The sequence below is a fragment of the Micromonospora sp. A200 genome (assembly GCF_029893845.1).
GTDB lineage: Bacteria > Actinomycetota > Actinomycetes > Mycobacteriales > Micromonosporaceae > Micromonospora > Micromonospora purpureochromogenes.
This window is the reverse complement of the sequence record NZ_JARXXY010000002.1, coordinates 192,989-215,424: the sequence shown is the minus strand read 5'-3', so window position 1 is coordinate 215,424 and position 22,436 is coordinate 192,989. Positions and strand designations below refer to the sequence as shown.

Annotated in this window: 22 protein-coding genes; 10 read left to right on the top strand and 12 right to left on the bottom strand. The window is 74.1% G+C overall.

The annotated features are described in order from the left end of the window. Positions 1 to 45: 45 nt before the first annotated feature. Both M2302_RS02910 and M2302_RS02905 read left to right on the top strand, forming a co-directional pair. Positions 46 to 1,227, top strand: coding sequence for an acetoin utilization protein AcuC (locus tag M2302_RS02910; RefSeq protein ID WP_280836403.1), 1,182 nt, complete (start codon positions 46 to 48; stop codon positions 1,225 to 1,227). Between the two features lie 28 nt (positions 1,228 to 1,255). Beyond that, positions 1,256 to 3,811 (top strand): bifunctional GNAT family N-acetyltransferase/acetate--CoA ligase family protein, encoded by a 2,556-nt coding sequence (locus M2302_RS02905; RefSeq protein ID WP_280836402.1) that lies wholly within the window; start codon positions 1,256 to 1,258, stop codon positions 3,809 to 3,811. Between the two features lie 8 nt (positions 3,812 to 3,819). On the opposite strand, the gene M2302_RS02900 is transcribed toward M2302_RS02905, so the two are convergent. Beyond that, positions 3,820 to 4,227 (bottom strand): VOC family protein, encoded by a 408-nt coding sequence (locus M2302_RS02900; protein WP_280836401.1) that lies wholly within the window; start codon positions 4,225 to 4,227, stop codon positions 3,820 to 3,822. A gap of 92 nt (positions 4,228 to 4,319) precedes the next feature. Further along, entirely contained in the window at positions 4,320 to 5,324 is a 1,005-nt protein-coding gene (gene sigB / locus M2302_RS02895; protein ID WP_280836537.1) for an RNA polymerase sigma factor SigB, read from the bottom strand. 234 nt (positions 5,325 to 5,558) lie between these two features. On the opposite strand from sigB, the gene M2302_RS02890 reads away from it, so the two are divergent. Continuing rightward, the gene (locus tag M2302_RS02890) at positions 5,559 to 6,347 is read left to right on the top strand and encodes a sporulation protein (protein WP_280836400.1); all 789 of its coding nucleotides are present in this window, start codon (positions 5,559 to 5,561) and stop codon (positions 6,345 to 6,347) included. A 124-nt stretch (positions 6,348 to 6,471) separates the two neighbouring features. Here the strand turns inward: M2302_RS02890 and dtd are convergent, their stop codons facing one another. Together dtd and M2302_RS02880 are read right to left on the bottom strand one after the other, a co-directional pair. After that, the gene (gene dtd, locus M2302_RS02885; RefSeq protein ID WP_280836399.1) at positions 6,472 to 6,894 is read right to left on the bottom strand and encodes a D-aminoacyl-tRNA deacylase; all 423 of its coding nucleotides are present in this window, start codon (positions 6,892 to 6,894) and stop codon (positions 6,472 to 6,474) included. Positions 6,895 to 6,943: 49 nt separating this feature from the next. After that, positions 6,944 to 8,428 carry a methyltransferase gene (locus M2302_RS02880; RefSeq protein ID WP_280836398.1) on the bottom strand — a complete coding sequence of 495 codons (1,485 nt, stop codon included), beginning with the start codon at positions 8,426 to 8,428 and terminating at the stop codon, positions 6,944 to 6,946. A 188-nt stretch (positions 8,429 to 8,616) separates the two neighbouring features. On the opposite strand from M2302_RS02880, the gene M2302_RS02875 reads away from it, so the two are divergent. Continuing rightward, a complete protein-coding gene (locus M2302_RS02875; protein ID WP_280836397.1) occupies positions 8,617 to 9,837 on the top strand; it encodes a S8 family peptidase in 1,221 nt (406 codons plus the stop codon). 173 nt (positions 9,838 to 10,010) lie between these two features. Here the strand turns inward: M2302_RS02875 and M2302_RS02870 are convergent, their stop codons facing one another. From M2302_RS02870 to M2302_RS02860, 3 genes are all read right to left on the bottom strand, one after another. Next, entirely contained in the window at positions 10,011 to 11,087 is a 1,077-nt protein-coding gene (locus M2302_RS02870; protein WP_280836396.1) for an ABC transporter ATP-binding protein, read from the bottom strand. Then, a complete protein-coding gene (locus M2302_RS02865; protein WP_280836395.1) occupies positions 11,084 to 12,616 on the bottom strand; it encodes an iron ABC transporter permease in 1,533 nt (510 codons plus the stop codon). The genes M2302_RS02870 and M2302_RS02865 overlap by 4 nt, the downstream gene beginning before the upstream one ends. Before the next feature lie 71 nt (positions 12,617 to 12,687). Then, positions 12,688 to 13,746, bottom strand: coding sequence for an iron ABC transporter substrate-binding protein (locus M2302_RS02860; protein ID WP_280836394.1), 1,059 nt, complete (start codon positions 13,744 to 13,746; stop codon positions 12,688 to 12,690). 143 nt (positions 13,747 to 13,889) lie between these two features. On the opposite strand from M2302_RS02860, the gene M2302_RS02855 reads away from it, so the two are divergent. Beyond that, on the top strand, positions 13,890 to 14,465 hold the full coding sequence (locus tag M2302_RS02855) for an HhH-GPD-type base excision DNA repair protein (protein WP_280836393.1): 576 nt from the start codon (positions 13,890 to 13,892) through the stop codon (positions 14,463 to 14,465). A gap of 25 nt (positions 14,466 to 14,490) precedes the next feature. Further along, entirely contained in the window at positions 14,491 to 15,726 is a 1,236-nt protein-coding gene (locus M2302_RS02850; RefSeq protein WP_280836392.1) for a low temperature requirement protein A, read from the top strand. Between the two features lie 7 nt (positions 15,727 to 15,733). Here the strand turns inward: M2302_RS02850 and M2302_RS02845 are convergent, their stop codons facing one another. Then, positions 15,734 to 16,045, bottom strand: coding sequence for a hypothetical protein (locus M2302_RS02845; RefSeq protein ID WP_280836391.1), 312 nt, complete (start codon positions 16,043 to 16,045; stop codon positions 15,734 to 15,736). Next, on the bottom strand, positions 16,035 to 16,346 hold the full coding sequence (locus M2302_RS02840; protein ID WP_246158594.1) for a hypothetical protein: 312 nt from the start codon (positions 16,344 to 16,346) through the stop codon (positions 16,035 to 16,037). The genes M2302_RS02845 and M2302_RS02840 overlap by 11 nt, the downstream gene beginning before the upstream one ends. Before the next feature lie 106 nt (positions 16,347 to 16,452). Between M2302_RS02840 and M2302_RS02835 the strand changes: the two genes are divergently transcribed. Continuing rightward, positions 16,453 to 16,809: a DUF3099 domain-containing protein gene (locus tag M2302_RS02835; protein ID WP_280836536.1), complete on the top strand. Its 357-nt coding sequence runs from the start codon at positions 16,453 to 16,455 to the stop codon at positions 16,807 to 16,809. 92 nt (positions 16,810 to 16,901) lie between these two features. Here M2302_RS02835 and M2302_RS02830 read toward each other — a convergent pair whose 3' ends face one another. After that, on the bottom strand, positions 16,902 to 17,801 hold the full coding sequence (locus M2302_RS02830) for a carbohydrate kinase family protein (protein WP_280836390.1): 900 nt from the start codon (positions 17,799 to 17,801) through the stop codon (positions 16,902 to 16,904). Beyond that, positions 17,798 to 18,733 (bottom strand): pseudouridine-5'-phosphate glycosidase, encoded by a 936-nt coding sequence (locus M2302_RS02825; RefSeq protein ID WP_280836389.1) that lies wholly within the window; start codon positions 18,731 to 18,733, stop codon positions 17,798 to 17,800. Before M2302_RS02825 ends, M2302_RS02830 begins: the two co-directional genes overlap by 4 nt. Positions 18,734 to 18,821: 88 nt before the next feature. On the opposite strand from M2302_RS02825, the gene M2302_RS02820 reads away from it, so the two are divergent. The 3 genes from M2302_RS02820 to M2302_RS02810 all read left to right on the top strand — a co-directional run bounded on the left by M2302_RS02820 (position 18,822) and on the right by M2302_RS02810 (position 21,754). Then, complete coding sequence (locus tag M2302_RS02820; RefSeq protein ID WP_154942858.1) at positions 18,822 to 19,040, top strand: DUF3039 domain-containing protein; 219 nt, start codon at positions 18,822 to 18,824, stop codon at positions 19,038 to 19,040. Between the two features lie 42 nt (positions 19,041 to 19,082). Then, positions 19,083 to 19,733 carry a TRIC cation channel family protein gene (locus tag M2302_RS02815; protein WP_280836388.1) on the top strand — a complete coding sequence of 217 codons (651 nt, stop codon included), beginning with the start codon at positions 19,083 to 19,085 and terminating at the stop codon, positions 19,731 to 19,733. A 287-nt stretch (positions 19,734 to 20,020) separates the two neighbouring features. Further along, positions 20,021 to 21,754: a DEAD/DEAH box helicase gene (locus tag M2302_RS02810; protein WP_280836387.1), complete on the top strand. Its 1,734-nt coding sequence runs from the start codon at positions 20,021 to 20,023 to the stop codon at positions 21,752 to 21,754. A gap of 220 nt (positions 21,755 to 21,974) precedes the next feature. Here M2302_RS02810 and M2302_RS02805 read toward each other — a convergent pair whose 3' ends face one another. Continuing rightward, entirely contained in the window at positions 21,975 to 22,208 is a 234-nt protein-coding gene (locus M2302_RS02805; protein WP_088964796.1) for a hypothetical protein, read from the bottom strand. Positions 22,209 to 22,436 lie beyond the last annotated feature (228 nt).

Genomic DNA, 22,436 nt, shown 5'->3' with positions numbered 1-22,436 from the left:
GCAGCGCGTGCGGTGGGCGGCGGGCGCTCGTGCGACGATAATCCCATGTCGGACGACACGGTGGTGGTGTGGGACGAGGCCCTGCTCGCCTACGACATGGGGGAGCACCCGCTCGACCCGGTGCGGGTCGAGCTGACCATGGCGCTGGCCCGGGAGCTGGGTGTCCTCGACCGGCCCGGGGTCCGCCTGGTCCGGCCGACGCCGGCCGACGACGCGCTGCTCACCCGGGTGCACCAGCCGGACTACCTGGACGCCGTCCGGGCCGCGCCGCGCGACCCGCTCTTCGCCGGCTACGGGCTGGGCACCTCCGACAATCCCGCCTTCGAGGGGATGCACGAGTCCAGCGCGCTGATCGCCGGGGCCAGCGTCGCCGCCGCCGAGGCGGTCTGGCGGGGCGAGGCCCGCCGCGCGGTGAACGTGGCCGGTGGGCTGCACCACGCCATGCCGGACCGGGCCGCCGGCTTCTGCGTCTACAACGACCCGGCGGTGGCCATCGCCCGCCTGCTCGACCTGGGCGCCGAGCGGATCGCGTACGTGGACGTGGACGTGCACCACGGCGACGGCGTGCAGGAGATGTTCTACCGGGACCCGCGGGTGCTCACGGTCAGCCTGCACGAGACCCCGCTGGCGCTCTTCCCCGGCACCGGTTTCCCCGACGAGACCGGCGGCCCGGGCGCGGAGGGCAGCGCGGTCAACGTGCCGCTGCCGCCCGGCATCGACGACGCCGGCTGGCAGCGCGCCTTCCACGCGATCGTGCCGTCGGTGCTGCGCGCGTTCCGGCCGCAGATCCTGGTGACCCAGTGCGGCGCGGACGGGCACCGGTTGGACCCGCTGGCCGACCTGCACCTCACCCTCGACGGGCAGCGCGCCACCTACCTGGCCCTGCGGGCGCTCGCCGACGAGCTCTGCGAGGGCCGCTGGGTGGCCTTCGGCGGCGGCGGGTACGCCCTGGCCGAGGTGGTGCCCCGGGCCTGGACCCACCTGCTGGCGATCGCCGGCGGCGACCCGATCGCGCCGGCCACCCTGACCCCGCCGGCCTGGCGGGAACTGGTCGCCAAGCGGCTGCCCGGCCGGGAGATCCCGCTGCGGATGACCGACGACGCCGACCCGGGGTACGAGCCGTGGCAGCCGACCGGCGAGCCGACCTCCGTGGACCGGGCGATCGCCGCCACCCGCAAGGCGGTCTTCCCGCTGCTCGGGCTCGACCCGCACGACCCGCGCGACTGAGCCGGTGGCCCGGGGAGGGGACCGACCGGTGACCACTGTCGACCAACCGGTGGACGTGCTGCTCAGCGACGGCAGCACCGGCCAGCTGCGTCCGATCCGCCCCGAGGACGGGCCGGCGATCGTGGCGATGCACTCGCGCTTCTCCGAGCGCACCCGCTACCTGCGCTACTTCTCCCCGTACCCGCGCATCCCCGACCGCGACCTGCAGCGCTTCGTCAACGTCGACCACCGCGACCGGGAGGCCTTCGTGGTGCTCGCCGGGGACCGGATCGTCGCCGTCGGCCGGTACGAGCGGCTCGGCCCGGAAGCCCCGGAGGCCGAGGTGGCGTTCGTGGTCGAGGACGCCTACCAGGGGCGGGGGATCGGCTCGGTGCTGCTGGAGCACCTCGCCGACGCCGCCCGGCGGGCCGGCATCGTGCACTTCGTGGCCGAGGTGCTCCCCGCCAACGGCGCGATGCTGCGGGTCTTCTCCGACTTCGGGTACCAGGTCCAGCGCCAGTTCGCCGACGGCGTGGTGCACCTGAGCTTCCCGATCGCCCCGACCGAGTCGACGCTGGAGGTGCAGCGCGGCCGGGAGCACCGCACCGAGGCCCGCTCGATCGCCCGGCTGCTCGCCCCGCGCGGCATCGCCGTCTACGGCGCCAGCGCCACCGGGCAGGGCGTCGGCGCGGCCGTGCTCGGGCACCTGCGCGACGGCGGCTACCCCGGCGCGATCGTGCCGGTGCATCCCAGCGCGGCCACCGTGGCCGGGCTGCCCGCGTACCCGTCGGCGGCCGACGCCGGTCTCGACATCGACCTGGCGGTCGTCGCCGTGGCCCCCGACGCGGCGGCCCTGGTGGTCGCGGACGCCGCCGCCGCCGGCGCGCACGGCCTGGTGGTCATCTCCGCCGGCTTCGCCGAGGCCGGGGGCGAGGGCGCGGCGGCGCAGCGCGCGTTGGTCCGGGCCGCGCACGCCGCCGGCATGCGGGTGGTCGGCCCGAACTGCCTGGGCGTGGCCAACACCGACGAGAAGGTACGCCTCAACGCCACCCTCGCCCCCGTCCTGCCGGCTCCCGGCCGGGTCGGCCTGTTCAGCCAGTCCGGTGTGTTCGGCGTGGCGCTGCTCGCCGAGGCGCAGCGGCGCGGGCTCGGCCTGTCCAGCTTCGTCTCGGCCGGCAACCGGGCCGACGTCTCCGGCAACGACCTGCTCCAGTACTGGCAGGACGACCCGGGCACCGACGTGATCCTGCTCTACCTGGAGACCTTCGGGAACCCGCGCAAGTTCGCCCGGCTGGCCCGGCGGATCGGCCGGGACAAGCCGGTGGTCGCGCTCGCCTCGCTCGCCCGCCCGGCCGGGCTCGGCGCGGGGCCGGCGCTGGACGCCGCCGCGGTCAGCGCGCTCTTCGCCCAGTCCGGGGTGATCCGGGTGGACACCGTCGCCGAGCTGCTCGACGTCGGTCTGCTGCTGGCCCGCCAGCCGCTGCCCGCCGGGCCCCGGGTCGGCGTGGTCGGCAACTCCTCGGCGTTGACCGGGCTCGCCGCCACCGCCTGCGCCGCCCAGGGGCTCACCGTCGCCGACGGGTACCCGCGCGACGTCGGCCCGCACGCGGGCACCGCCGAGTTCAGCACGGCACTGGCCGAGGCGACCGCGGACCCGGGGGTGGACGCGCTGGTCGCCGTCTTCGCCCCGCCGCTGCCCGGCCAGGTCACCATGGAGGAGGCGGACTTCACCGCCGCCCTGCCGACCGCACTCGCCGCCGGGAAGCCCACCGTGGCGACGTTCCTGGCCGGGCGGGTGCCGGCCGGCGTGCCGGCGTACCCGAGCGTGGAGGAGGCGGTGCGGGCGCTGGCCCGGGTCACCACGTACGCGGCCTGGCTGCGCCGGGACCCGGGCACGCTGCCCGACCTGCCCCGGGTGGACCCCGTCGCCGGGCAGGCCGCGCTGCGCGCCGATGCCACCGACCCGGCCGGGCTGCTCGCCGCGTACGGGATCGACGTGGTCGGCTCCGCGCCGGCCGCCACGGCCGACGAGGCGGTCGCCGCCGCCGACCGGCTCGGCTGGCCGGTGGCGCTCAAGGCCGCCGCCGCCGGCCTGCGGCACCGGCTCGACCTCGGCGCGGTACGCCTCGACCTGGCCGACCCGGTCGCGCTGCGCCGCGCGTACGCCGAGATGGCCCCGGTCTTCGGCCCGGACGTGCTGGTCCAGCCGATGGTCCCGCCCGGCGTGGCGTGCGTGGTGGAGCTGATGGAGGACCCGGCGTTCGGGCCGGTGGTCGGCTTCGGTCTGGGCGGCGTCGCCACCGAACTGCTCGGCGACCGGGCCTGGCGGGCGGTGCCGCTGACCGACCGGGACGCCGCCGAGCTGGTCGACGAGCCACGGGCCGCGCCGCTGCTGCGCGGGCACCGGGGCGCGGCGCCGGTGGACCGGGCGGCCCTGGTCGACCTGCTGCTGCGGGTCGGCCGGCTCGCCGACGAGCAGCCCCGGGTCCGGTCGCTGACGTTGAACCCGGTGCTGGCCCGGCCGGACGGCATCTCGGTGCTGCACGCCGGCGTCCGGGTCGGCTCGGCGGGCGCCCGCCCGGACACCGGCCCCCGGCGCCTCTGAGTCGCGGCTCAGCCGCGGCTGGAGATCTGCTGCACGCCCCAGGCGTTGCCGTCCGGGTCGGTGAAGAAGACGAAGCCCACATTGTCCAGCGGGTGCGGCACCGGCCGGGGATTCTCGCCCAACACCTGGATCTCGCTGACCTCCACGCCCCGCGCGACCAGCTCCGCGCGCGCCTTCTCCAGGTCGGGCACCACCAGTTGGAGGCCCTTGAGCGAGCCCGGCGGCATGTCGGGCACCGCGCCGCGGCCGATCACGACCGAGCAGCCGGAACCCGGGGGAGTGAGCTGCACGATGCGCACGTCGTCGCCGACGCGGGTGTCGTGGTCGACGGCGAAGCCGAGCCGGTCGGCGTAGAACTCCTTGGCCCGGTCCACGTCGCTGACCGGTACCACCACCAGTTCCAGCGTCCAGTTCATCCGCCGACCCTGCCCGAGGAGTACGACATCACCCAGGCGCCACACGCCGGAGGGCCCCGGCGAACCGCCGGGGCCCTCCGATCGGGGTCGGGTCAGCAGGCGTACGCCTCCAGCCGCTGCGCCCGCTCCGGCGCGCGCAGCTTGAGCAGCGTCACCTTCTCGATCTGCCGGATCCGCTCCCGGGACAGGCCGAACTCCTTGCCCACCTCGTCCAGGGTGCGCTGCCGGCCGTCGTCCAGGCCGAACCGCAGCCGGATCACCGCCTGCTCCCGCTGGGAGAGGGTGGCCAGCACGATGCTCACCTCGTTGCGCAGCTCACCGTTGGCGGCCGCGTCACCCGGCTCCTGGCGCGGGTCGACCGCGGCGACGAAGTCACCCAGCGCGCTCTCGCCGTCCTCGCCGACGGCCTGGTCCAGGCTGACCGGCTCCCGGTCGTACGAGATCAGCTCGATCACCTGGTACTCGGGGATCTCCAGGGCGACGGCCACCTCGGCCACGGTGGGCTCCCGGCCCAGCGAGACCGACAGCTCGCGGCGGACCCGGACCATCCGGTTGACCTGCTCGACCATGTGCACCGGGATGCGGATGGTGCGGGCCTGGTCGGCCATCGCCCGGGTGATCGCCTGCCGGATCCACCAGGTGGCGTACGTGGAGAACTTGTAGCCCTTGGCGTAGTCGAACTTCTCCACCGCGCGGATCAGGCCCAGGTTGCCCTCCTGGATCAGGTCCAGGAACGCCATCCCGCGCCCGGTGTAGCGCTTGGCGATGCTCACCACCAGCCGGAGGTTGGCCTCCAGCAGGTGGTCCTTGGCGGCGCGGCCCTGCGCCACGATCAGCTCCAGGTCACTCTTCAGCTCGGCGGAGACCGGGGTGCAGGCGGAGAGCTTTTCGTCGGCGAACAGCCCCGCCTCGATCCGCTTCGCCAGCTCGACCTCCTGCGCGGCGGTCAGCAGCTTCGTCCGGCCGATCCCGTTCAGGTACGCCCGGACGAGGTCGGTGGAGATGCCGCGCTCGTCGGTCGCGTCCAGGTCGGTCAGGGTCTCCGTGCCGTGCTCGGCGTCGATGGTGGCGGCCGGGCGCGTCTGGTTCTCGATCATCTGCAGGGCCATCTCAGTCTCTCCCCGTGTCCGCTTCTGTGCCGCGTACCGGCCCCAGTGGTGCCGGTGACAGACAGCTTTCCAACCGGGGCGTGAAACGGGAGTGAGGCGATCGGGGACCCGACAGCAATCCGGTCGGTTGCCGGGTGTCGTCGCCCGGTCCGCTTGCCGGCGACGGTTACCGTGCCAGCGGTCGGCCACCGGGGCCGACCGGAACAGGCGACGGAGGACGTGGTGGTCTTCAAGCGGCTCATGCAGGCGATGGGTGTGGGTGGTCCCTCGGTGGAAACCGTTCTGGCCAACCCGAACTGCCGTCCGGGCGGTCAACTGGAGGGACGGATCCAGGTGGCCGGCGGGGACCACCAGGTGGACGTCTCCTATGTGGCCCTCGGCCTGGTCACCCGGGTCGAGGTGGAGGGCGCCGACTCCGAGTACGACACCACGCAGGAGTTCGGCCGCCGCCAGGTCACCGGCCCGTTCCGGCTGGAGCCCGGCCAGCGGTACGACATCCCGTTCCGCTTCGACGTGCCCTGGGAGACCCCGCTGACCGACCTGTACGGGCAGCACCTGCACGGGATGACGATGGGTCTGCGTACCGAGCTGGAGGTGGCGCGGGCCGTCGACAAGGGCGACCTGGACCCGGTGGCGGTGCACCCGCTGCCGGCGCAGGAGCGGCTGCTGGAGGCGCTGCTGCGGCTGGGCTTCCGGTTCGCCCGGGCCGACGTCGAGCGGGGGCACATCTACGGCGTACGGCAGAGCCTGCCGTTCTACCAGGAGATCGAGTTCCACCCGGCGCCGCAGTACGCCCGCGCGATCAACCAGCTGGAGCTGACCTTCATCAGCGACCCGCAGCAGACCCAGGTGGTGCTGGAGATGGACAAGCGGGGCGGGATCCTCACCGAGGGCCGCGACGCCTTCGGCCGCTTCACCGTCGACCACGCCACCCTGGACCGCACCGACTGGGCCGCCCAGCTCGACGGCTGGCTCCGCCAGTCCATCCAACGCCGCGGCCTCTTCTTCTGACCCCCACTCCCGGCCGCCCCTCGCCGGTGATCAAGAAGTTTGCGTCGGAAAAAGCGGGCTCGGCCGACGCAAACTTCTTGATCAACCAGCCGGGGGCCGGGGGCCGGGGCGGGAGGGGCGGGGTTCAGAGGTCGAGGAGGAGGGTGCGGGGGCCGACGTTGACGCTCTCCACCAGCATGTGGGCGCGGAAGCGGCCCGTCTCGACCTTGGCGCCGCGGTCGCGGAGCGCCTCCACCACCGCCGTCACCAGGGGTTCGGCGACCTCCGCCGGGGCGGCGGCGGTCCAGCTCGGACGCCTGCCCTTGCGGGCGTCGCCGTAGAGGGTGAACTGGCTGACCACCAGGATCGGGGCGCCGGTGTCGGCGGCGCTGCGGTCGTCGTCGAGGATGCGCAGCTCGTGGATCTTGCGGGCCATCGTCCCGGCCACCTGCGGCGTGTCGGCGTGCGTCACGCCGAGCAGCACCAGCAGCCCGTCGTCGATCTGGCCGACCACCGCGCCGTCGACCGTCACGCTCGCCCGGCCGACCGTCTGCACCACCGCCCGCATCAGCGGACCCCCCTTCGGCCGCCTCCCGGCACCGCCGGCGCGACCCGCGTCACGCCGTCACCGGCTCGATGATGCCGCGTTCGATCAGGTGCGCCACGATCGGGCCGGCCGCCTCGGCCAGCTCCTGCGGGGTGACGTCGTGCGCGGCGGCCAGCAGGGCGAGCTGGTCGCGCAGCGCCAGCCGGCCGTCGCAGCCGCCGACCAGCGCCAGCACCAGCGGGTCGACCTCCTCGCTCCAGCGCAGCCCGTGCGGCATCGTGAGGACCTGCCGGTCCACCGCCCACCCCTCGTCGCCCATGGTGGCCTCCTGCCGCAGCTGGAGCCCCTCGGCGGCCCGGTAGCGCTCGGCGAGCAGCCCGTCGGTGTCGCGTACCCGGAGGAAGTCCTGGCGGTCGAACCAGGTGGCGATCCGGTCGCCCATCGGGGGTTCCACCCGTTGGCGCAGGTCCTCGACCCGGATCACCGGGTCGGCGTGCCCGGACCGGCGCAGCGAGACGATGCCGAAGCCGATCGCCTCCACCTTGTGCGCGTCGAACCAGTCCAGCCAGGCCGCCATCCGCTGCGGGTCGGCCGCCTCGCCGACGTCGGTGAGCCAGAGGTTGACGTACGCCATCGGGTCGGCCACCTCGCGCTGGATCACCCAGGCGTCCAGGCCGGTACCCGCGAACCAGCCGGTCACCCGCTCGTGCCACTCCTCGCCGGCCACGTGCACCCAGTTCGCCAGGTACTGCATGGTGCCGCCCTCGGTGAGCAGGCCCGGCGCGGCGGCGGCCAGCTCGGCGCCGATCGCGTCGCCGACCCGCCCGGAGTCGCGGTAGACGTGGGTGGTGGTGCCCGGGCCGACCACGAACGGTGGATTGCTCACCACCAGGTCGAAGCGGCGTCCGGCGACCGGGGCGACCAGGTCGCCGCGGAGCAGCTCCCAGTCCTGGCCGTTGAGCGCGGCGGTGGTGGCGGCGAAGCGCAGCGCCCGCTCGGAGACGTCGGTGGCGGTGACCCGGCGGGCGTGGGTGGCCAGGTGCAGCGCCTGGACGCCGGAGCCGGTGCCCAGGTCCAGCGCGGTCTGCGCCGGCCGCCGGACGGTGGCGCCGATCAGCGTCTGGGTGGCGCCGCCGATGCCGAGCACGTGTTCGCTGTGCAGCGGTCGGCCGGGGCGGGCGCTGGCCGGTACGTCGGCGAGGACCCACCAGTCGTCCCCGTACGGTTCCAGGTCGACGCCGGCGCGCAGGCCGTCGCCATGCCGTTCGACCAGCCCGCCGGCGAGCGCCTCGGCGAGGTCCAGCGGGGCGAGCGCGGCGGCGACCGCCGCCTCGGGCTCGGTCTGGTCGCAGATGAAGACCCGGATCAGCGTGGCGAGCGGGTCGCGGTCCTCGGTGGCGCGCAGGGCGGCGCGGAAGTCGTTGCGGGCCACCCCGCCGGTGGCCTGCGCACCGAGCCGGCCGGCGATCCCGTTCGAGGTGAAGTCCGCCCGGGTCAGCGCGGTGCGCAGCGCCTCGACGCCGGCGGGGGAGAGCAGCATGTCGTGTCGGTCCACGTCGCCATCCTGCCCCCCGACGGCGGTCGATCGGCCGGCACCCGCGACATCCATACCGCGAGCTGTATTGATTGGTTGTTATCTCTTTTATGGTCATCGATGTGTGGCTAGCATCTGCCCCAACATCCGTCGATGGGCGTCCCGGCGGCCACCAGCCTGCCCGGGGCGTACCGGTAGGGAGTCAGACGATGTCAGCTCTGCCCGTCCCCCGGCGCCGCGCGATCCGCGCCCTCGCCGTCACGGCCGCCGCGGCGGCGCTCTCCGTCGCCGCGTCCACCCCCGCCCTCGCCGCCCCCACCGGGGAGGTCCGCGGCGCGTCCGCGGCCGGCGCGATCAGCGGCAGCTACCTGGTCGTGCTGCGGACCGACGCGGTCGGCGCCGCGAACACCCTCGCCGCCCGCACCGCCGTGCCGGACCGCGCCGCCACCCTCGCCAAGCGGTACGGCGGCAGCGTCGCCGACGTCTACAGCGCCGCCCTCACCGGCTTCAGCGCGAAGATGAGCGCCGGCCAGGCCCGCCGGCTCGCCGCCGACCCGGCCGTCGCCTACGTCGAGCAGGACCGGGTGGTCACCGTCCAGGGCACCCAGGCCAACCCGCCGTGGGGCCTGGACCGGATCGACCAGCGCACCCTGCCGCTCAACGCCAGCTACACGTACCCGAACACGGCCTCCAACGTCCGGGCGTACATCATCGACACCGGGATCCGGACCACCCACACCGACTTCGGTGGCCGGGCCAGCTGGGGCACCAACACCGTCGACAGCAACAACACCGACTGCAACGGCCACGGCACCCACGTCGCCGGCACCGTCGGCGGCAACCGGTACGGCGTGGCGAAGGCCGTCCGCCTGATCGCGGTGAAGGTGCTCAACTGCTCGGGCAGCGGCAGCACCACCGGCGTGGTTCGCGGCATCAACTGGGTGACCGCCAACGCGGTCAAGCCGGCGGTGGCCAACATGAGCCTCGGCGGCGGCGCCAGCACCTCCATCGACAACGCGGTGACCAACTCGGTCAACTCGGGCGTCACGTACGCGGTGGCGGCCGGCAACTCCAGCGCCAACGCCTGCGGCTACTCGCCCGCCCGGGCCGCCGCCGCGATCACCGTCGGCGCCACCACCAGCAGCGACGCCCGCGCGTCCTACTCCAACTACGGCTCCTGCGTGGACATCTTCGCGCCGGGGTCGAGCATCCTGTCCGCCTGGCGGACCAGCGACACCGCCTCCAACACCATCAGCGGCACGTCCATGGCCTCGCCGCACGTGGCCGGCGCCGCGGCGCTGGTGCTCTCGGCCAACCCGTCGTACACCCCGGCGCAGGTGGCCAGCTACCTGACCACCAACGCCACCACCGGCAGGGTGACCAACCCGGGCACGGGCTCGCCGAACCGGCTGCTCTTCGTCGTCAACTGACGGCACCGTCCGGCGCGGTCCGGTGGACACCACCCCTGTCCACCGGGCCGCGTCCCGTGCTCAGGCGATGATCGGCACGGGTTGCGGCATGTCGCGGTGTCCCGGCGCCTTGGGATACCGCCACACGCCGCAAACGGAGTGGATCTCGGTTGGTGCGGGGACGGCCGGACGGGTCAGGAGACCGGCAGCGCCGGTTCGTCGACCGGAGCGGGGCTGGGCTCCGCGGGCCAGGCCCGGGCGGGGCCTTCCACGCGGAGGGAGACCTCGGTGCCGACCGGGACGGGCTCGGAGTCGTCCCAGACCCGGGCGGTGACCCGGGTACCGTCGGCCAGCCGGAGGGCGACCAGCGCGTCGTGGCCGTGGAAGTCGTGCCGCAGCACGGTCGCGGTCACCTCCTCGCCGCCCAGAGCGGGGGTCAGGCGCAGCTGCTCGGGCCGGACCAGCACGGTCACCGGACCGTCCGGCGCGGCGCCGGCGAGCGGCAGGGCGCCGAGGGGACTGCGGGCGGTGCCGTCCGATGCGACCGCCGGCAGCAGCACCGCGTCGCCGACGAACCCGGCCACCCACTGGTCGGCCGGCTCCCGGTAGAGCGTGCCCGGCGCGGCGGACTGCACCACCCGCCCGGACCGCAGCACCACCACCCGGTCCGCCACCGACAGGGCCTCGCCCTGGTCGTGGGTGACCAGCACGGCGGTCGCCCCGTCGGCCCGCAGCGCCTCCCGGACGTCGTGCCGCAGCCCGGCGCGCAGCCCGGCGTCGAGCGCGCTGAACGGCTCGTCGAGCAGCACCAGCGACGGGCGCGGCGCCAGCGCCCGGGCCACCGCGACCCGCTGCTGCTGGCCGCCGGAGAGCTGGTGCGGCATCCGGTCGCCGTACCCGGCGAGCCCGACCAGGGCCAGCACCTCGTCGACCCGGTCGCCCCGCCGGTCGGCGCGGTCCAGCCCGTATGAGATGTTCGCCGCGACGGTGAGGTGCGGGAAGAGGGCGCCCTCCTGCGGCACCACGGCGATCCGGCGGCGGTGCGCCGGCAGGTGCCGACCGGGGCCGGCCACCTCGCGCCCGTCCACCCGGATCGCTCCCGCGTCCAGGCGTTCGAAGCCGGCCAGGCAGCGCAGCAGGGTGGTCTTGCCGCAGCCGGACGGGCCGAGGACGGCGGTCAGCGCGCCCGCCGGGACGGTCAGGTCCACGCCGTCCAGCGCGGTCACCGGGCCGTACCGCTTGACGACGCCGGTCAGCACCACCTCGCTCATCGGTCCTCCTTGTCGAGCAGGCCGCCCCGGGCGACCAGCCACCAGGTGGGCAGCGCCGAGATGACCACCAGCAGCGCCGCGTAGGGAGCGGCGGCCGCGTACGCCCCGACGGAGGTCGCCGTCCACAGCTCGGTGGCCAGGGTGTCGGTGCCGGTGGGGCGCAGCAGCAGGGTGGCTGGAAGTTCCTTCATGCCGGTGAGGAAGACCAGCGCCGCCCCCGCCCCGATCCCGGGCAGGGTCAGCGGCAGGGTGACCGTGCGCAGCACGGCCAGCGGTCCGCGCCCCAGCGAGCGGGCCACCTCCTCCAGACCGGGTGGCGCCTGGGCGGCGGCACCCGCCACCGCGCCGACGGCCAGCGGCAGGAAGAGCGTCGCGTAGGCCAGCGCCAGCAGCCACGGCGTCTGGTACAGCGGATACGCGACGCTGATGCCGAAGAAGATCAGCGACAGCCCGATCACCACCCCGGGCAGGGCGTGGGCCAGGTAGGCGAGCCGGTCCAGCGCGGTGGCCAGCGGGCCGGGGGCGCGTGCGGTGAGCAGCCCCAGCGGCAGGGCCAGCAGCATGGTCAGCGCGGCCCCGGCCAGCGACAGCCAGAGCGAGTTGCCGGCGGCCGTGGCGACCTCGCCGAGCGCGCCAGGTCGGGACACCCCGCTGACCAACCGACGGGCCAGGCTGAGCGCCGGCACGCCGAGCGCCAGCGCGGCCACCGCGAGCAGCGCGGCGAGCGCGGGCCAGCGGGCCGGACCGAGGCGCAGCCGGGCGGCGGGGCGGCGGGTGCCGCCGAGCCGGGCGTACCGGGCGCCGCGCCGGCGGGTGGCGGTCTCCCCGGCCAGCAGCAGCACGGTCAGCGCCACCAGCACGCTGGAGAGCACGAGCGCGCCGGTGCGGTCGAAACCCAGGTCGAAGGCGATGAAGATGGCCCGGGTGAAGGTGTCGGCGCGCAGGATCGACACCGCGCCGAAGTCGGCCAGCACGTAGAGCGCGACGAGCAGCGCCCCGGCGGCGGTCGCCGGCCGGATCTGGCGCAGCGTGACGTCGGTGAAGGTGCGCCAGCCGCCCCGGCCCAGCGAGCGGGAGACCTCCTCCTGCGCCGGGTCAGCGCCGCGCAGCGCCGCCGCGACCGGCAGGAAGACGTACGGGTACGAGCAGAGGGTCAGCACCAGCGCGGCCGGCCAGAAGCCCTCCAACCGGTCGAACAGCGAGACCCAGGCGAACGCGGCGATGTAGGTGGGCACGGCCAGCGGCAGCGCGGCGAGCACCGCGAAGGCGCGCCGGCCGGGCAGGTCGGTCCGGGTCACCAGCCAGGCGGCGCCCACGCCGAGCAGCACGCAGGCGGTGGTGACCACGGCGGCCAGAGCGAGGCTGCGGACCGCCAGCAGCCCGACCCGCTCGGTCCACAGCTCGGCGACGACCCGGTCGGCGCCCGCCTCCGCGGTGCGTACCGCGAGATAGACCAGGGGGATCAGGGCCACGGCGACCGCGGCGGTCGAGGCCGCGAGCAGCGCCGGGCGCGGCGCCAGCCGGCGCAACGACCCTGGTACGCCGAAGCGGGCCGGCCCGGAACGGGCCGGCCCTGCCTCGGGCGTGGTGGTCGGGGCGGTCAGGGTACGAGCCCCGAGTCCTTGATCAGGCCGATCGTGGCGTCGAGCGTGTCCAGGTCGTTCAGGTCGATGTCCGGGGTGTCCAGTTCCGCCAGCGGCGGCACGCCGGCCGGGGTGCCGGCCCCGGTGACCACCGGGTACTCGAAGGTCTGCTCGGCGAAGTACTGCTGCGACTCCGGGCCGAGCAGGAAGTCCACGAAGGCCTTGGTGTCCGGGTCCTCGGCGGAACGCTTGAGCACGCCGACGCCGGCGACGTTGACCAGGGCGCCGGTGTCGCCGCCGGGGAAGAAGTGCAGCTTGGCCTTGAGCGCGTCCGGGGTGGTGCCCTTCTCCTTGGCCACCTCGCCGAGGTAGTAGTGGTTGACCAGGCCGACCGCGATGGTGCCCTTGTCGACCTCTTCCACGATCTTGATGTTGTTGTCCCGGATCTGCGGCTCGTTGGCCTTGAGGCCGGCGAGGAAGTCCTTCGCCTTCTGGTCGCCGTGCTGCACCCGGATCGCGGTGACGAACGCCTGGAACGAGGCGTTGGTCGGGGCGACGCCGATCTTGCCCTTCCACTTCGGGTCGGTCAGCGCGAAGACCGACGTCGGCAGCTCGGCGGCGGGCACACTGTCGGCGTTGTACGCGAGTACCCGGGCGCGGGCGCTGACGCCCACCCACTGGCCGGTGCGGGCCCGGTAGCTCTGCGGCACCTTGTCCAGTGCGGCGGCGGGCAGCGGGGCGAACATGTCCCGCTTGGCGACCGCGCCGAGGGCGCCGGCGTCCTGGGCGAAGAACGCGTCGGCCGGCGACTTGCCGCCCTCCTCGACCAGCTGGGCGGCGAGCTGGGCGGTGGTGGCGTAGCGGGTCTTGATGGTGATGCCGGTCTGCTGGCTGAACTTGTCGAGCAGCGGCTTGACCAGGGCCTCGTTGCGGCCGCTGTAGACGGTGATGGTCTTGTCGCCGGGCTTGCCGGGATCGGCGGCGTCGTCCTCGCCGGACCCGCAGGCGACCAGGCCGAACGAGAGCAGGCCGGCGGCGACGGTGACCGCGAGGGACCTGTGGGCGGGAACGGGCACGGCGGCACTCCTTCGGCTCCGGCCGGCGGGCCCCCCGCCGACGGGGAGAAGTTAGCACAGGCTAACCTTGGTGTTCCTGTGGGTCCGGCGCCCGCTCGGGGAGTCGACGACGCGCCCGTCGCGCCGACCGGCAGGATGGGCGCATGACGCTCTCGTTGCCCATCGACCCCGAGGCCAACCGGCTGCTGGAGCGCAGCCCGCTGGCCCTGCTGACCGGCATGGTCCTCGACCAGCAGATCCCACTCGAGAAGGCGTTCACCTCGCCGTACGTGCTGGCGCAGCGGCTGGGGCACGAGCCGGACGCCCGGGAGCTGGCCGGGTACGACCCCGAGGCGCTGGTCGAGATCTTCGCCCGGCCACCGGCGCTGCACCGCTTCCCGAAGGCGATGGCGGCCCGGGTCCAGCAGGTGTGCCAGGTGCTCGTCGACCGGTACGACGGCGACGCCGCCCGGCTCTGGTCGGACGCCGCCGACGGGCGGGAACTGCTGCGCCGCATCGGCGAGCTGCCCGGCTTCGGCAAGCAGAAGGCGCAGATCTTCGTCGCCCTGCTCGGCAAGCGGTACGACGTGCGCCCGGACGGCTGGCGGGAGGCCGCCGGCGGGTACGGCGAAGCAGACGCGTACCGGTCGGTGGCCGACATCACCGACCCGGAGTCGCTGCGCCGGGTGCGCGAGTCCAAGCAGCAGATGAAGGCGGCGGCCAAGGGGGCCAAAACCTGACCCGGCCGTCCTTCCGTGCGCGATCGTGAGTGCGTCGGGCGACGACGGCGGGCGGGGGATGGTGGCGCAACCGGGGAAGCAGTTCCTCCGCGGCGAGGAGACCTCGCCGCGGGCGACCTTCCTGGAACTCTTCTTCGACGTCGCCTTCGTCTTCGCGCTCACCCGGGTGTCGAACCGGCTGGTCGACGACTTCACCGTGGAGCGGAGGCTCTTCCTGCCCGAGGCGGGGCAGACGCTGCTGCTCCTGCTCGCCCTCTGGTTCGTGTGGTCGCTGACCACGTGGACCACGAGCCGCTACAACCCCGATCTGCCGGCTCTCCAGCTGGTCGTGGCCGGTTCGATGTTCGGCAGCATGGTGATGGCGGTGTCGCTGCCGGAGGCGTTCGACACCCGTGGTCTCTCCTTCGCGGTCGGCTACGTCGCCGTCCAGGTGGGCCGCCCGCTCGTCCTCACCGTGGTGATGCGGGGTCATCGGGAGCGGCACGTCGCCGGGCGCATCCTCGCCTGGTCGGTGGTGGCGGGGGTGCCGTGGATCGCCGGAGCGATCCTGCACGACGACGCCCGCGGAGCGCTGTGGACCGTCGCGGTGATCATCGACTACGGTGCGGGGCGGCTGGGCTGGCCGCTGCCGGGACGTGGCCGTTTGCCCGCCTCCTCCTGGACGGTCACCGGTGAGCATCTGGCCGAGCGCTACCAGCAGTTCATCATCATCGCGCTGGGGGAGATGATCCTCATCAGCGGATTCACGCTGAGCGGGAGCGAGTTCACCCCAGCGCGGTGGGTCGCCTTCGCCATCACGTTTGCCACCACGGCGCTGCTCTGGCGCATCTACTTCTACCGGGCCGGTACGGTGCTGGCGGACGCGGTGGCCGGGTCGGCCCGGCCGGGGCGGCTCGCCGAGTCGGCGACGTACACCCACCTGGTCATGGTGGCCGGCATCGTCGCCTCCGCCGTCGGCTACGAGCTCGTCATCGCCCACCCCGGCGGGCACACCGACCCGGCCTGGCTCACCGTGATCATCGGCGGCCCGGCGCTCTTCGTGCTCGGTCGGGCGCGCTTCGAGTACGAGGTGTTCGGACGGGTGTCCCGGTCCCGGCTGCTGGGGCTGGTCGTGCTGGTGGCGATGGTGCCGCTGATGACGCGGCTGCCCCCGCTGGCGGTCGCCGCCGCCACCTCGACGGTGGTGGCGGGAATCGCGCTGGCAGACGCGCTGCGGGCGCGCGGCCGTCCGCCCGAGCAGCCCTCGCCGCCACCGTTGTGACGGACGGTCAGGCGGCGGTCGGGCGGGACAGCGAGGCCAGTGCCCGCCGTACGTCGGCGAGGGAGACGGTGGCGGAGTCGTCCAGGTCGGCCAGCCCGGCCTCGATCCACTGCCGCATCAGCGTGGTGACGCCGATGCCCCGGGCCTCGGCGGCCGCCCGGACCCGCTCGTAGGTCTCCAGCGGCAGGCGTACCGAGCGGCTGACCATCGGCACGTCGCTGTCGGGGGTGGGCAGCTCCACCGGCTGGCTCTCGTCGATCAGCTCGGCGAACGCGTCGTCGCCACCGTGGAACTGCTTGGTCGCGTCGTCACGGTTCATCGTGACCGCCTCCTCGTCGGCGATCCCTCCGCACGGCCTCGTCGTAGCGCTTGGCCTCGACGTCGCTCAGGTCGCGGGCGGAGAGGATGTCCCAGTCGTTGTCGGTGCCGTCGGCCTCGGCGAGCAGCACGGCCAGCCGCCTGCCGCGGCGGTTCGCCGCGTAGACGACCATGACGTCGTCGCCCAGGTGCCGGATCACCCGGCGGGTGCTGTGCAGGGCTTCCCAGACTTCCCCGGGTGTGACGTCGTAGACCCGCAGGTTGGTCAACGCCTCGTCGGTGAAGCTGAAGCGGTTGCCCACGGGCGGAGCGTACCACGGGCGTAACACGCACTGGGATGAGTCGATTTTCGCTGATCACGGCCCGGGAGTGACAGGATGGGTCGTAATCCCCTCGAGGAGGCCCGTGGTGAAGCGTCAGGCGTACCAGCCGATTCTGATCACCGACGCCTCGCGCAGCCAGGACGACCAGCTCACCAGCCGGCAGAAGCGGTACGTGCTGATGATGGGCATCCGGGTGGCCTGCGTGATCGCCGGTGCGATCCTGGTCGGCGTGGAGGCCCCGCTGCTCTGGCTCTGGCTGCCGCTGTGCGCCGTCGGGATGGTGCTCATCCCGTGGCTGGCAGTGCTGCTGGCCAACGACCGCCCGCCGAAGGAGCAGCACCGGCTGGCGGGGAAGTTCCAGCCCAGGATGCGCGACGAGACGCCGCCGATGAGCCTGACCGCCGAGGAGCGGCCGCACAAGATCATCGACGTCGAACCCTGACCGTCGGGGCGCCGGACCGTCCGGTCCGGCGCCCGTCCGCGTCATGCGCCCGTCGCGCCATGCGGGGTCCGCCTCGTGCGGGTCCGCCCGGTTCAGGCCGTCGGTCGGGCGCCCACCGTCGAGACGGCCAGCGCCCCGAGATCGCCGGCGCGGCCCAGCGCCGCCCGCGGCTCCGCGCCGCCCAGCCAGGCGGTCAGCAGGCCCGCCGCGAAGGCGTCCCCGGCGCCGGTGACGTCGACCACCGCGACCCGCCGGGCGGGCGCCACGCTCACCGTCGCGCTCCGGTCGACCCAGACCGCCCCGGCCTCGCCCCGCTTCACCACCACCCGCCGGGCCGACACCGACAGCGCCCGCGCCTGCGCCCCCGGGTCCAGCCCGCCGGCGAGCACCCCGGCCTCGTCCGCGTTGACCAGGAGCAGGTCGACGTCGCGTACCCAGGACAGGAAGGCCGCCGCGCCGACCCGCCGCAGCGGCGCCGCGGAGGCCGCGTCGACGCTGGTGGTGAGCCCGCGCGCGCGGGCGGCGGCCAACGCCGCCAGCCCGGCCGGCCGCGACGCGGCGTCCAGCAGGCAGTACCCGGACAGGTGCAGGTGCGCGGCGTCCGGCGCCGCGGCCAGCGCCCGCTCGACGTGCTCGACGGTCAGCCGCAGGTTCGCGCCGCGTTCGGTGACCATCGTGCGTTCCCCGGCGGTGGCCAGCACGATCACCGTGCCGGTGGCGCAGCCCGGATGGGCCTCGACGGCGCACTCCACGCCGACCCGCTCCAGCTCGGCCACCCGGTCCCGCCCGGCGCTGTCGTCGCCGACCGCGCCCACCAGCGTCACCGGCACGCCCTGCGCCGCGATCCACGCCGCGGTGTTGGCCGCCTGGCCACCCCCGCTCACCTGGATCGTCGCCGGGGTGTCCGAGCCGGTGGCCAGCGGCCCGGCCAGCACCGCCACCACATCGGTGATCAGGTCACCGACCACGACCACGCGGGACGGGCCGGTCATGCCGGCGCGTCGGCGCGCAGGGCGGCCGCGGCGACGGCGATCCGGGCGGCCAGGTCGGCGTTGCGCAGGATGATCCGCACGTTCACCGCCAGGCTGGCGCCCTCGGTGGCCGAGTGGAAGTGGGCCAGCAGGAACGGGGTCACCGCCTTGCCGGTCACCCCCTCGCGGCCCAGCCGGGCGAGGCCCTCGGCGAGGGTCCGGTCGTGCAGCGCCGGGTCGAGCTGCTCGTCGGTCGGGAGCGGGTTGGCCACGATCAGCCCGCCGCCGTGCACCCCCTGCTGCTCCCGGGCGGCCAGCACGTCCGCCACCTGCGCCGGGGAGTCCACCGACCAGTCCAGGTCGAAGCCGGCGTCGGTCAGGTAGAAGCCGGGGAACCGCCGGGTGCGGTAGCCGACCACGCCCACGCCGAGGGTCTCCAGCCGCTCCAGCGTCGCGCCCACGTCGAGGATCGACTTCACCCCGGCGCAGACCACCGCGATCGGCGTCCGGGCCAGGGTCACCAGGTCGGCGGACTCGTCGAAGGTCTGCGCCGCCTCCCGGTGCACGCCGCCCAGCCCGCCGGTGGCGAAGACACCGATCCCGGCCGCCGCGGCGACCGCGCTGGTGGCGGCCACCGTGGTGGCGCCGTCCGCGCCGGTGGCGGCGGCCACCGCCAGATCGCGTACGGAGAGTTTGCTCACTCCGTCGACGGTGGCGAGCCGGGTGAGCTGGGCGTCATCGAGCCCCACCACCAGCTCGCCGCCGACCATTCCGATGGTGGCCGGGACCGCGCCGGCCTCCCGTACGGCCCGCTCGATCTGGCGGGCCACTCGCAGGTTGTCCGGTCGGGGCAGACCATGCGAGACGATGGTGCTCTCCAGGGCGACGACCGGTCGACCGTCACGCAGGGCGTCGGCGACCTCAGCGCCGAGACGGGTGTGAAAGTTGGTCACCTCCGTTACCGTACGGGCCGCCCTCGGGTGGGCTGCGGTGGACCGCCCCCCACCGACCTGCCAAACTAAAAAGTTGGAGGTGTCAACAGTGAGCACACAGATTCTCGAACGCCCTGAGCTGAAGGACGCGGACACCGGTCCGGAGATGTTCCACTACGTCCGCAAGGAGAAGATCGCCGAAAGTGCCGTCATGGGCACCTACGTGGTGGCGCTCTGCGGCGAGACGTTCCCGGTGACCAAGGCCGCCAAGCCCGGCTCGCCGGTCTGCCCGAAGTGCAAGGAGATCTACGACTCGTACGGTGAGTGATCCGCGGCGGCCGGACCGGCCGCCCCCGTACCCTTCGGCGGTGTGACGACCTCCACCGCCCTGCTCTTCGCCGACCTGACCGGGGTGGCCGTCTTCGCCGCCTCCGGGGCCTCCGCGGCGGTGGCCAAACGGCTCGACCTCTTCGGCGTCGTCTTCGTCGGCTTCGTGGCCGCCCTCGGCGGCGGGATCTTCCGTGACCTGGCCATCGACGAGGTGCCCCCGCTGGCCTTCGCCGACTGGCGGTACGCCACCACCGCCGCGGTGACCGCCGCCGCCGTCTTCTGGCTGCACCCGCAGCTGGCCCGGCTGCGCACCACCGTGCTGGTGCTGGACGCGGCGGGCCTGGCGCTGTTCACCGTCACCGGCACGCTCAAGGCACTCGACGCCCACGTGCCGCCGGTCGGCGCCTGCGTGATCGGCATGCTCACCGCCATCGGCGGCGGGCTGGGCCGGGACCTGCTCACCGCCGAGATCCCGGTGGTCCTGCGCCGGGAGATCTACGCGGTGGCCGCGCTGGCCGGCGCGGTCGCGGTGGCCCTGCTCGACGCCACCGGACGTGCCGGCACGGCGCCGCTGACCGTCGCCGCCCTGCTGGTCTTCGCGCTGCGGCTGGTGGCGCTGCGGCGGCGCTGGTCGGCCCCGGTGGCCACGCTGCGCCCCCCGAAGACCGGGGTCCGCGGCCCCCAGACCTGACCACCCGCTCGAACCCTCCCTTTCGCCCCGCCCCGCCCCCGCGCCCTTTGCGGCGTGTCGGGGTGTCCCCGGGCCGGGATGCCGCGACACACCGCAAACCGCGTCGGGCGGGGAGCGGGCGGGGGTGGCGGATGTGACCAGCGTGGCGTCGAGTGGGGCGAGCGGCGTGGGCTGGTTATGCTGAGTCGGCCTTCGCGGCATCTTCTGCGCGGAGGCGTTTTCATGGGCGGCGGTACCCGTGGCCCTCGGCCGGGGTCCGCCATGGTGCGGTCGGAGAGGAGCCTCGCGTGGCAGCCCGGTTGCCGGCGCTAGAGACGTTCCCGCCCCTGCGTGCCTGGCAACGCAAGGCGATGGTGGAGTACCTGCGCCGCCGCACCGACGACTTCACCGCGGTCGCCACGCCCGGCGCCGGCAAGACCACCTTCGCCCTGCGGATCGCCGCCGAGCTGCTCGTGGACGGCACCGTCGAGGCGGTCACCGTGGTCGCTCCGACCGAGCACCTGAAGACCCAGTGGGCGAGCGCCGCCGCGCGGGTCGGCATCCAGCTCGACGCCGCGTTCCGCAACGCCGACGTGCACTCCTCCGCCGACTTCCACGGCGCGGTCGTCACCTACGCGCAGGTCGGCATGGCCCCGCAGGTGCACCGGCGGCGCACCATGACCCGGCGCACGCTGGTCATCCTCGACGAGATCCACCACGCCGGCGACTCCCGGTCCTGGGGCGACGGGGTCAAGGCCGCCTTCGAGCCCGCGGTACGCCGGCTGATGCTCACCGGTACGCCGTTCCGCTCCGACGACAACCCCATCCCGTTCGTCAGCTACGAGCGCGGCGGCGACGGGCTGCTGCGCTCCCGCGCCGACTCGGTCTACGGCTACTCCGACGCGCTGCGCGACGGCGTGGTCCGGCCGGTGCTCTTCCTGGCGTACTCGGGGGAGACCCGGTGGCGCACCAACGCCGGCGACGAGCTGGCGGCGCGGCTGGGCGAGCCGATGACGCAGGACCTGGTGGCGCAGGCCTGGCGTACCGCCCTGGACCCGGCCGGGGACTGGATGCCGCAGGTGCTCCGGGCCGCCGACGCCCGGCTGACCGTGCTGCGCAACGCCGGCATGCCGGACGCCGGTGGTCTCGTCATCGCCAGCGACCAGCAGAACGCCCGCTCGTACGCGAAGTTGATCGAGCAGGTGACCGGCGAGAAGGCAGCGGTGGTGCTCTCCGACGACGTGGGGGCGTCCGCGCGGATCGCGACGTTCGGGGCGTCCGAGCAGCGCTGGCTGGTCGCGGTCCGGATGGTGTCCGAGGGCGTCGACATTCCCCGGCTGGCGGTCGGCGTCTACGCCACCAGTGCCAGCACCCCGCTCTACTTCGCCCAGGCGATCGGGCGTTTCGTGCGGGCCCGCCGGCCGGGGGAGACCGCCTCGGTCTTCGTGCCCAGCGTGCCGCACCTGCTCGGGCTGGCCAGCGAGATGGAGGCCGAGCGGGACCACGTGCTCGGCAAGCCCAAGGAGTCCGACGGCTTCGACGACGACCTGCTGGAGCGCGCCCAACGCGACGACCAGGCCAGCGGTGAGCTGGAGAAGCGCTTCACCGCGCTCTCCGCGACCGCCGAGCTGGACCAGGTCATCTTCGACGGCGCCTCCTTCGGCACCGCCGCACAGGCCGGCACCCCCGAGGAGGAGGAATACCTCGGCCTGCCCGGTCTGCTCACCGCCGACCAGGTCTCCATGCTGCTCACCAAGCGGCAGGCCGAACAGCTCGCCGCGCAGCGCCGGCGGGCGGCCACGCAGACCGCTGAGCCGGCCGCTGACGCCCCCGCGGCGCCGGCCGCACCGATGAGTGCCGCCCAGCGTCGGGTGGCCCTGCGCCGCCAGCTGAACGCCCTGGTGGCCGCCCGGCACCACCGCACCGGCCAGCCGCACGGCAAGATCCACGCCGAGCTGCGCCGCCTCTGCGGCGGCCCGCCCAGCGCCCAGGCGACGATCGAGCAGCTCGAAGAGCGCATCGCCACCGTGCAGACCCTCTGACGCCATCCGCCCCGGCGACCCCACCCGGCCCGGCCGTCAAGATCCCAGCCACTTTCCCGGAAAGTGTGGCTATTCGGCGCGTCGAGGCCACTCATTCCGTGAAAGTGCGCCGTCTCGGGCGCGGGGCGCGGGGCGCGGCGGGGGAGTGAGCGCAGACGAAGCCGGCCGGGAGCCCCTTGGGGCTCCCGGCCGGCTATGTCGTCGTTATGTGGTTGCGGATTCAGTTCGCCATCAGATCGGCGCCACGCCAGCTGAACTCCGGGTCCGTCGCGTACTTCACGGTGATCTTCACGAGATCCTCCGCGTACTTGTTCGCGTGGTGCCCACAGAACACCAGCTCGCTCCCACCCGCCAGAGTGATCCGGAGCTTGCCGGCAGCATTGCAGCGGTCGCACCGTTCATCGGCGGCCGGGGGGGCCACCGTCTCGGGCGGCGGCGTGAGGGTCGGGGTCATCGCCTTCCTCCTCTGGTCGTCACCGATGAACACTCTCTTCGGTCGTTGCTCACCCATCGTGCAACACCCTCGTCGGGCCCTGCCTTCCCTGTGTGCCCGCGGGCGACCGAGGTCACACATGGCAGGGAGACAGTGTGCCGTGTGTCAAGGGTGCCACGTCAACGATCACAAACAGGCAACCGACCGATCACCTTTGAGTGTTCTACGGCTAGTGGTCAAACCGACACG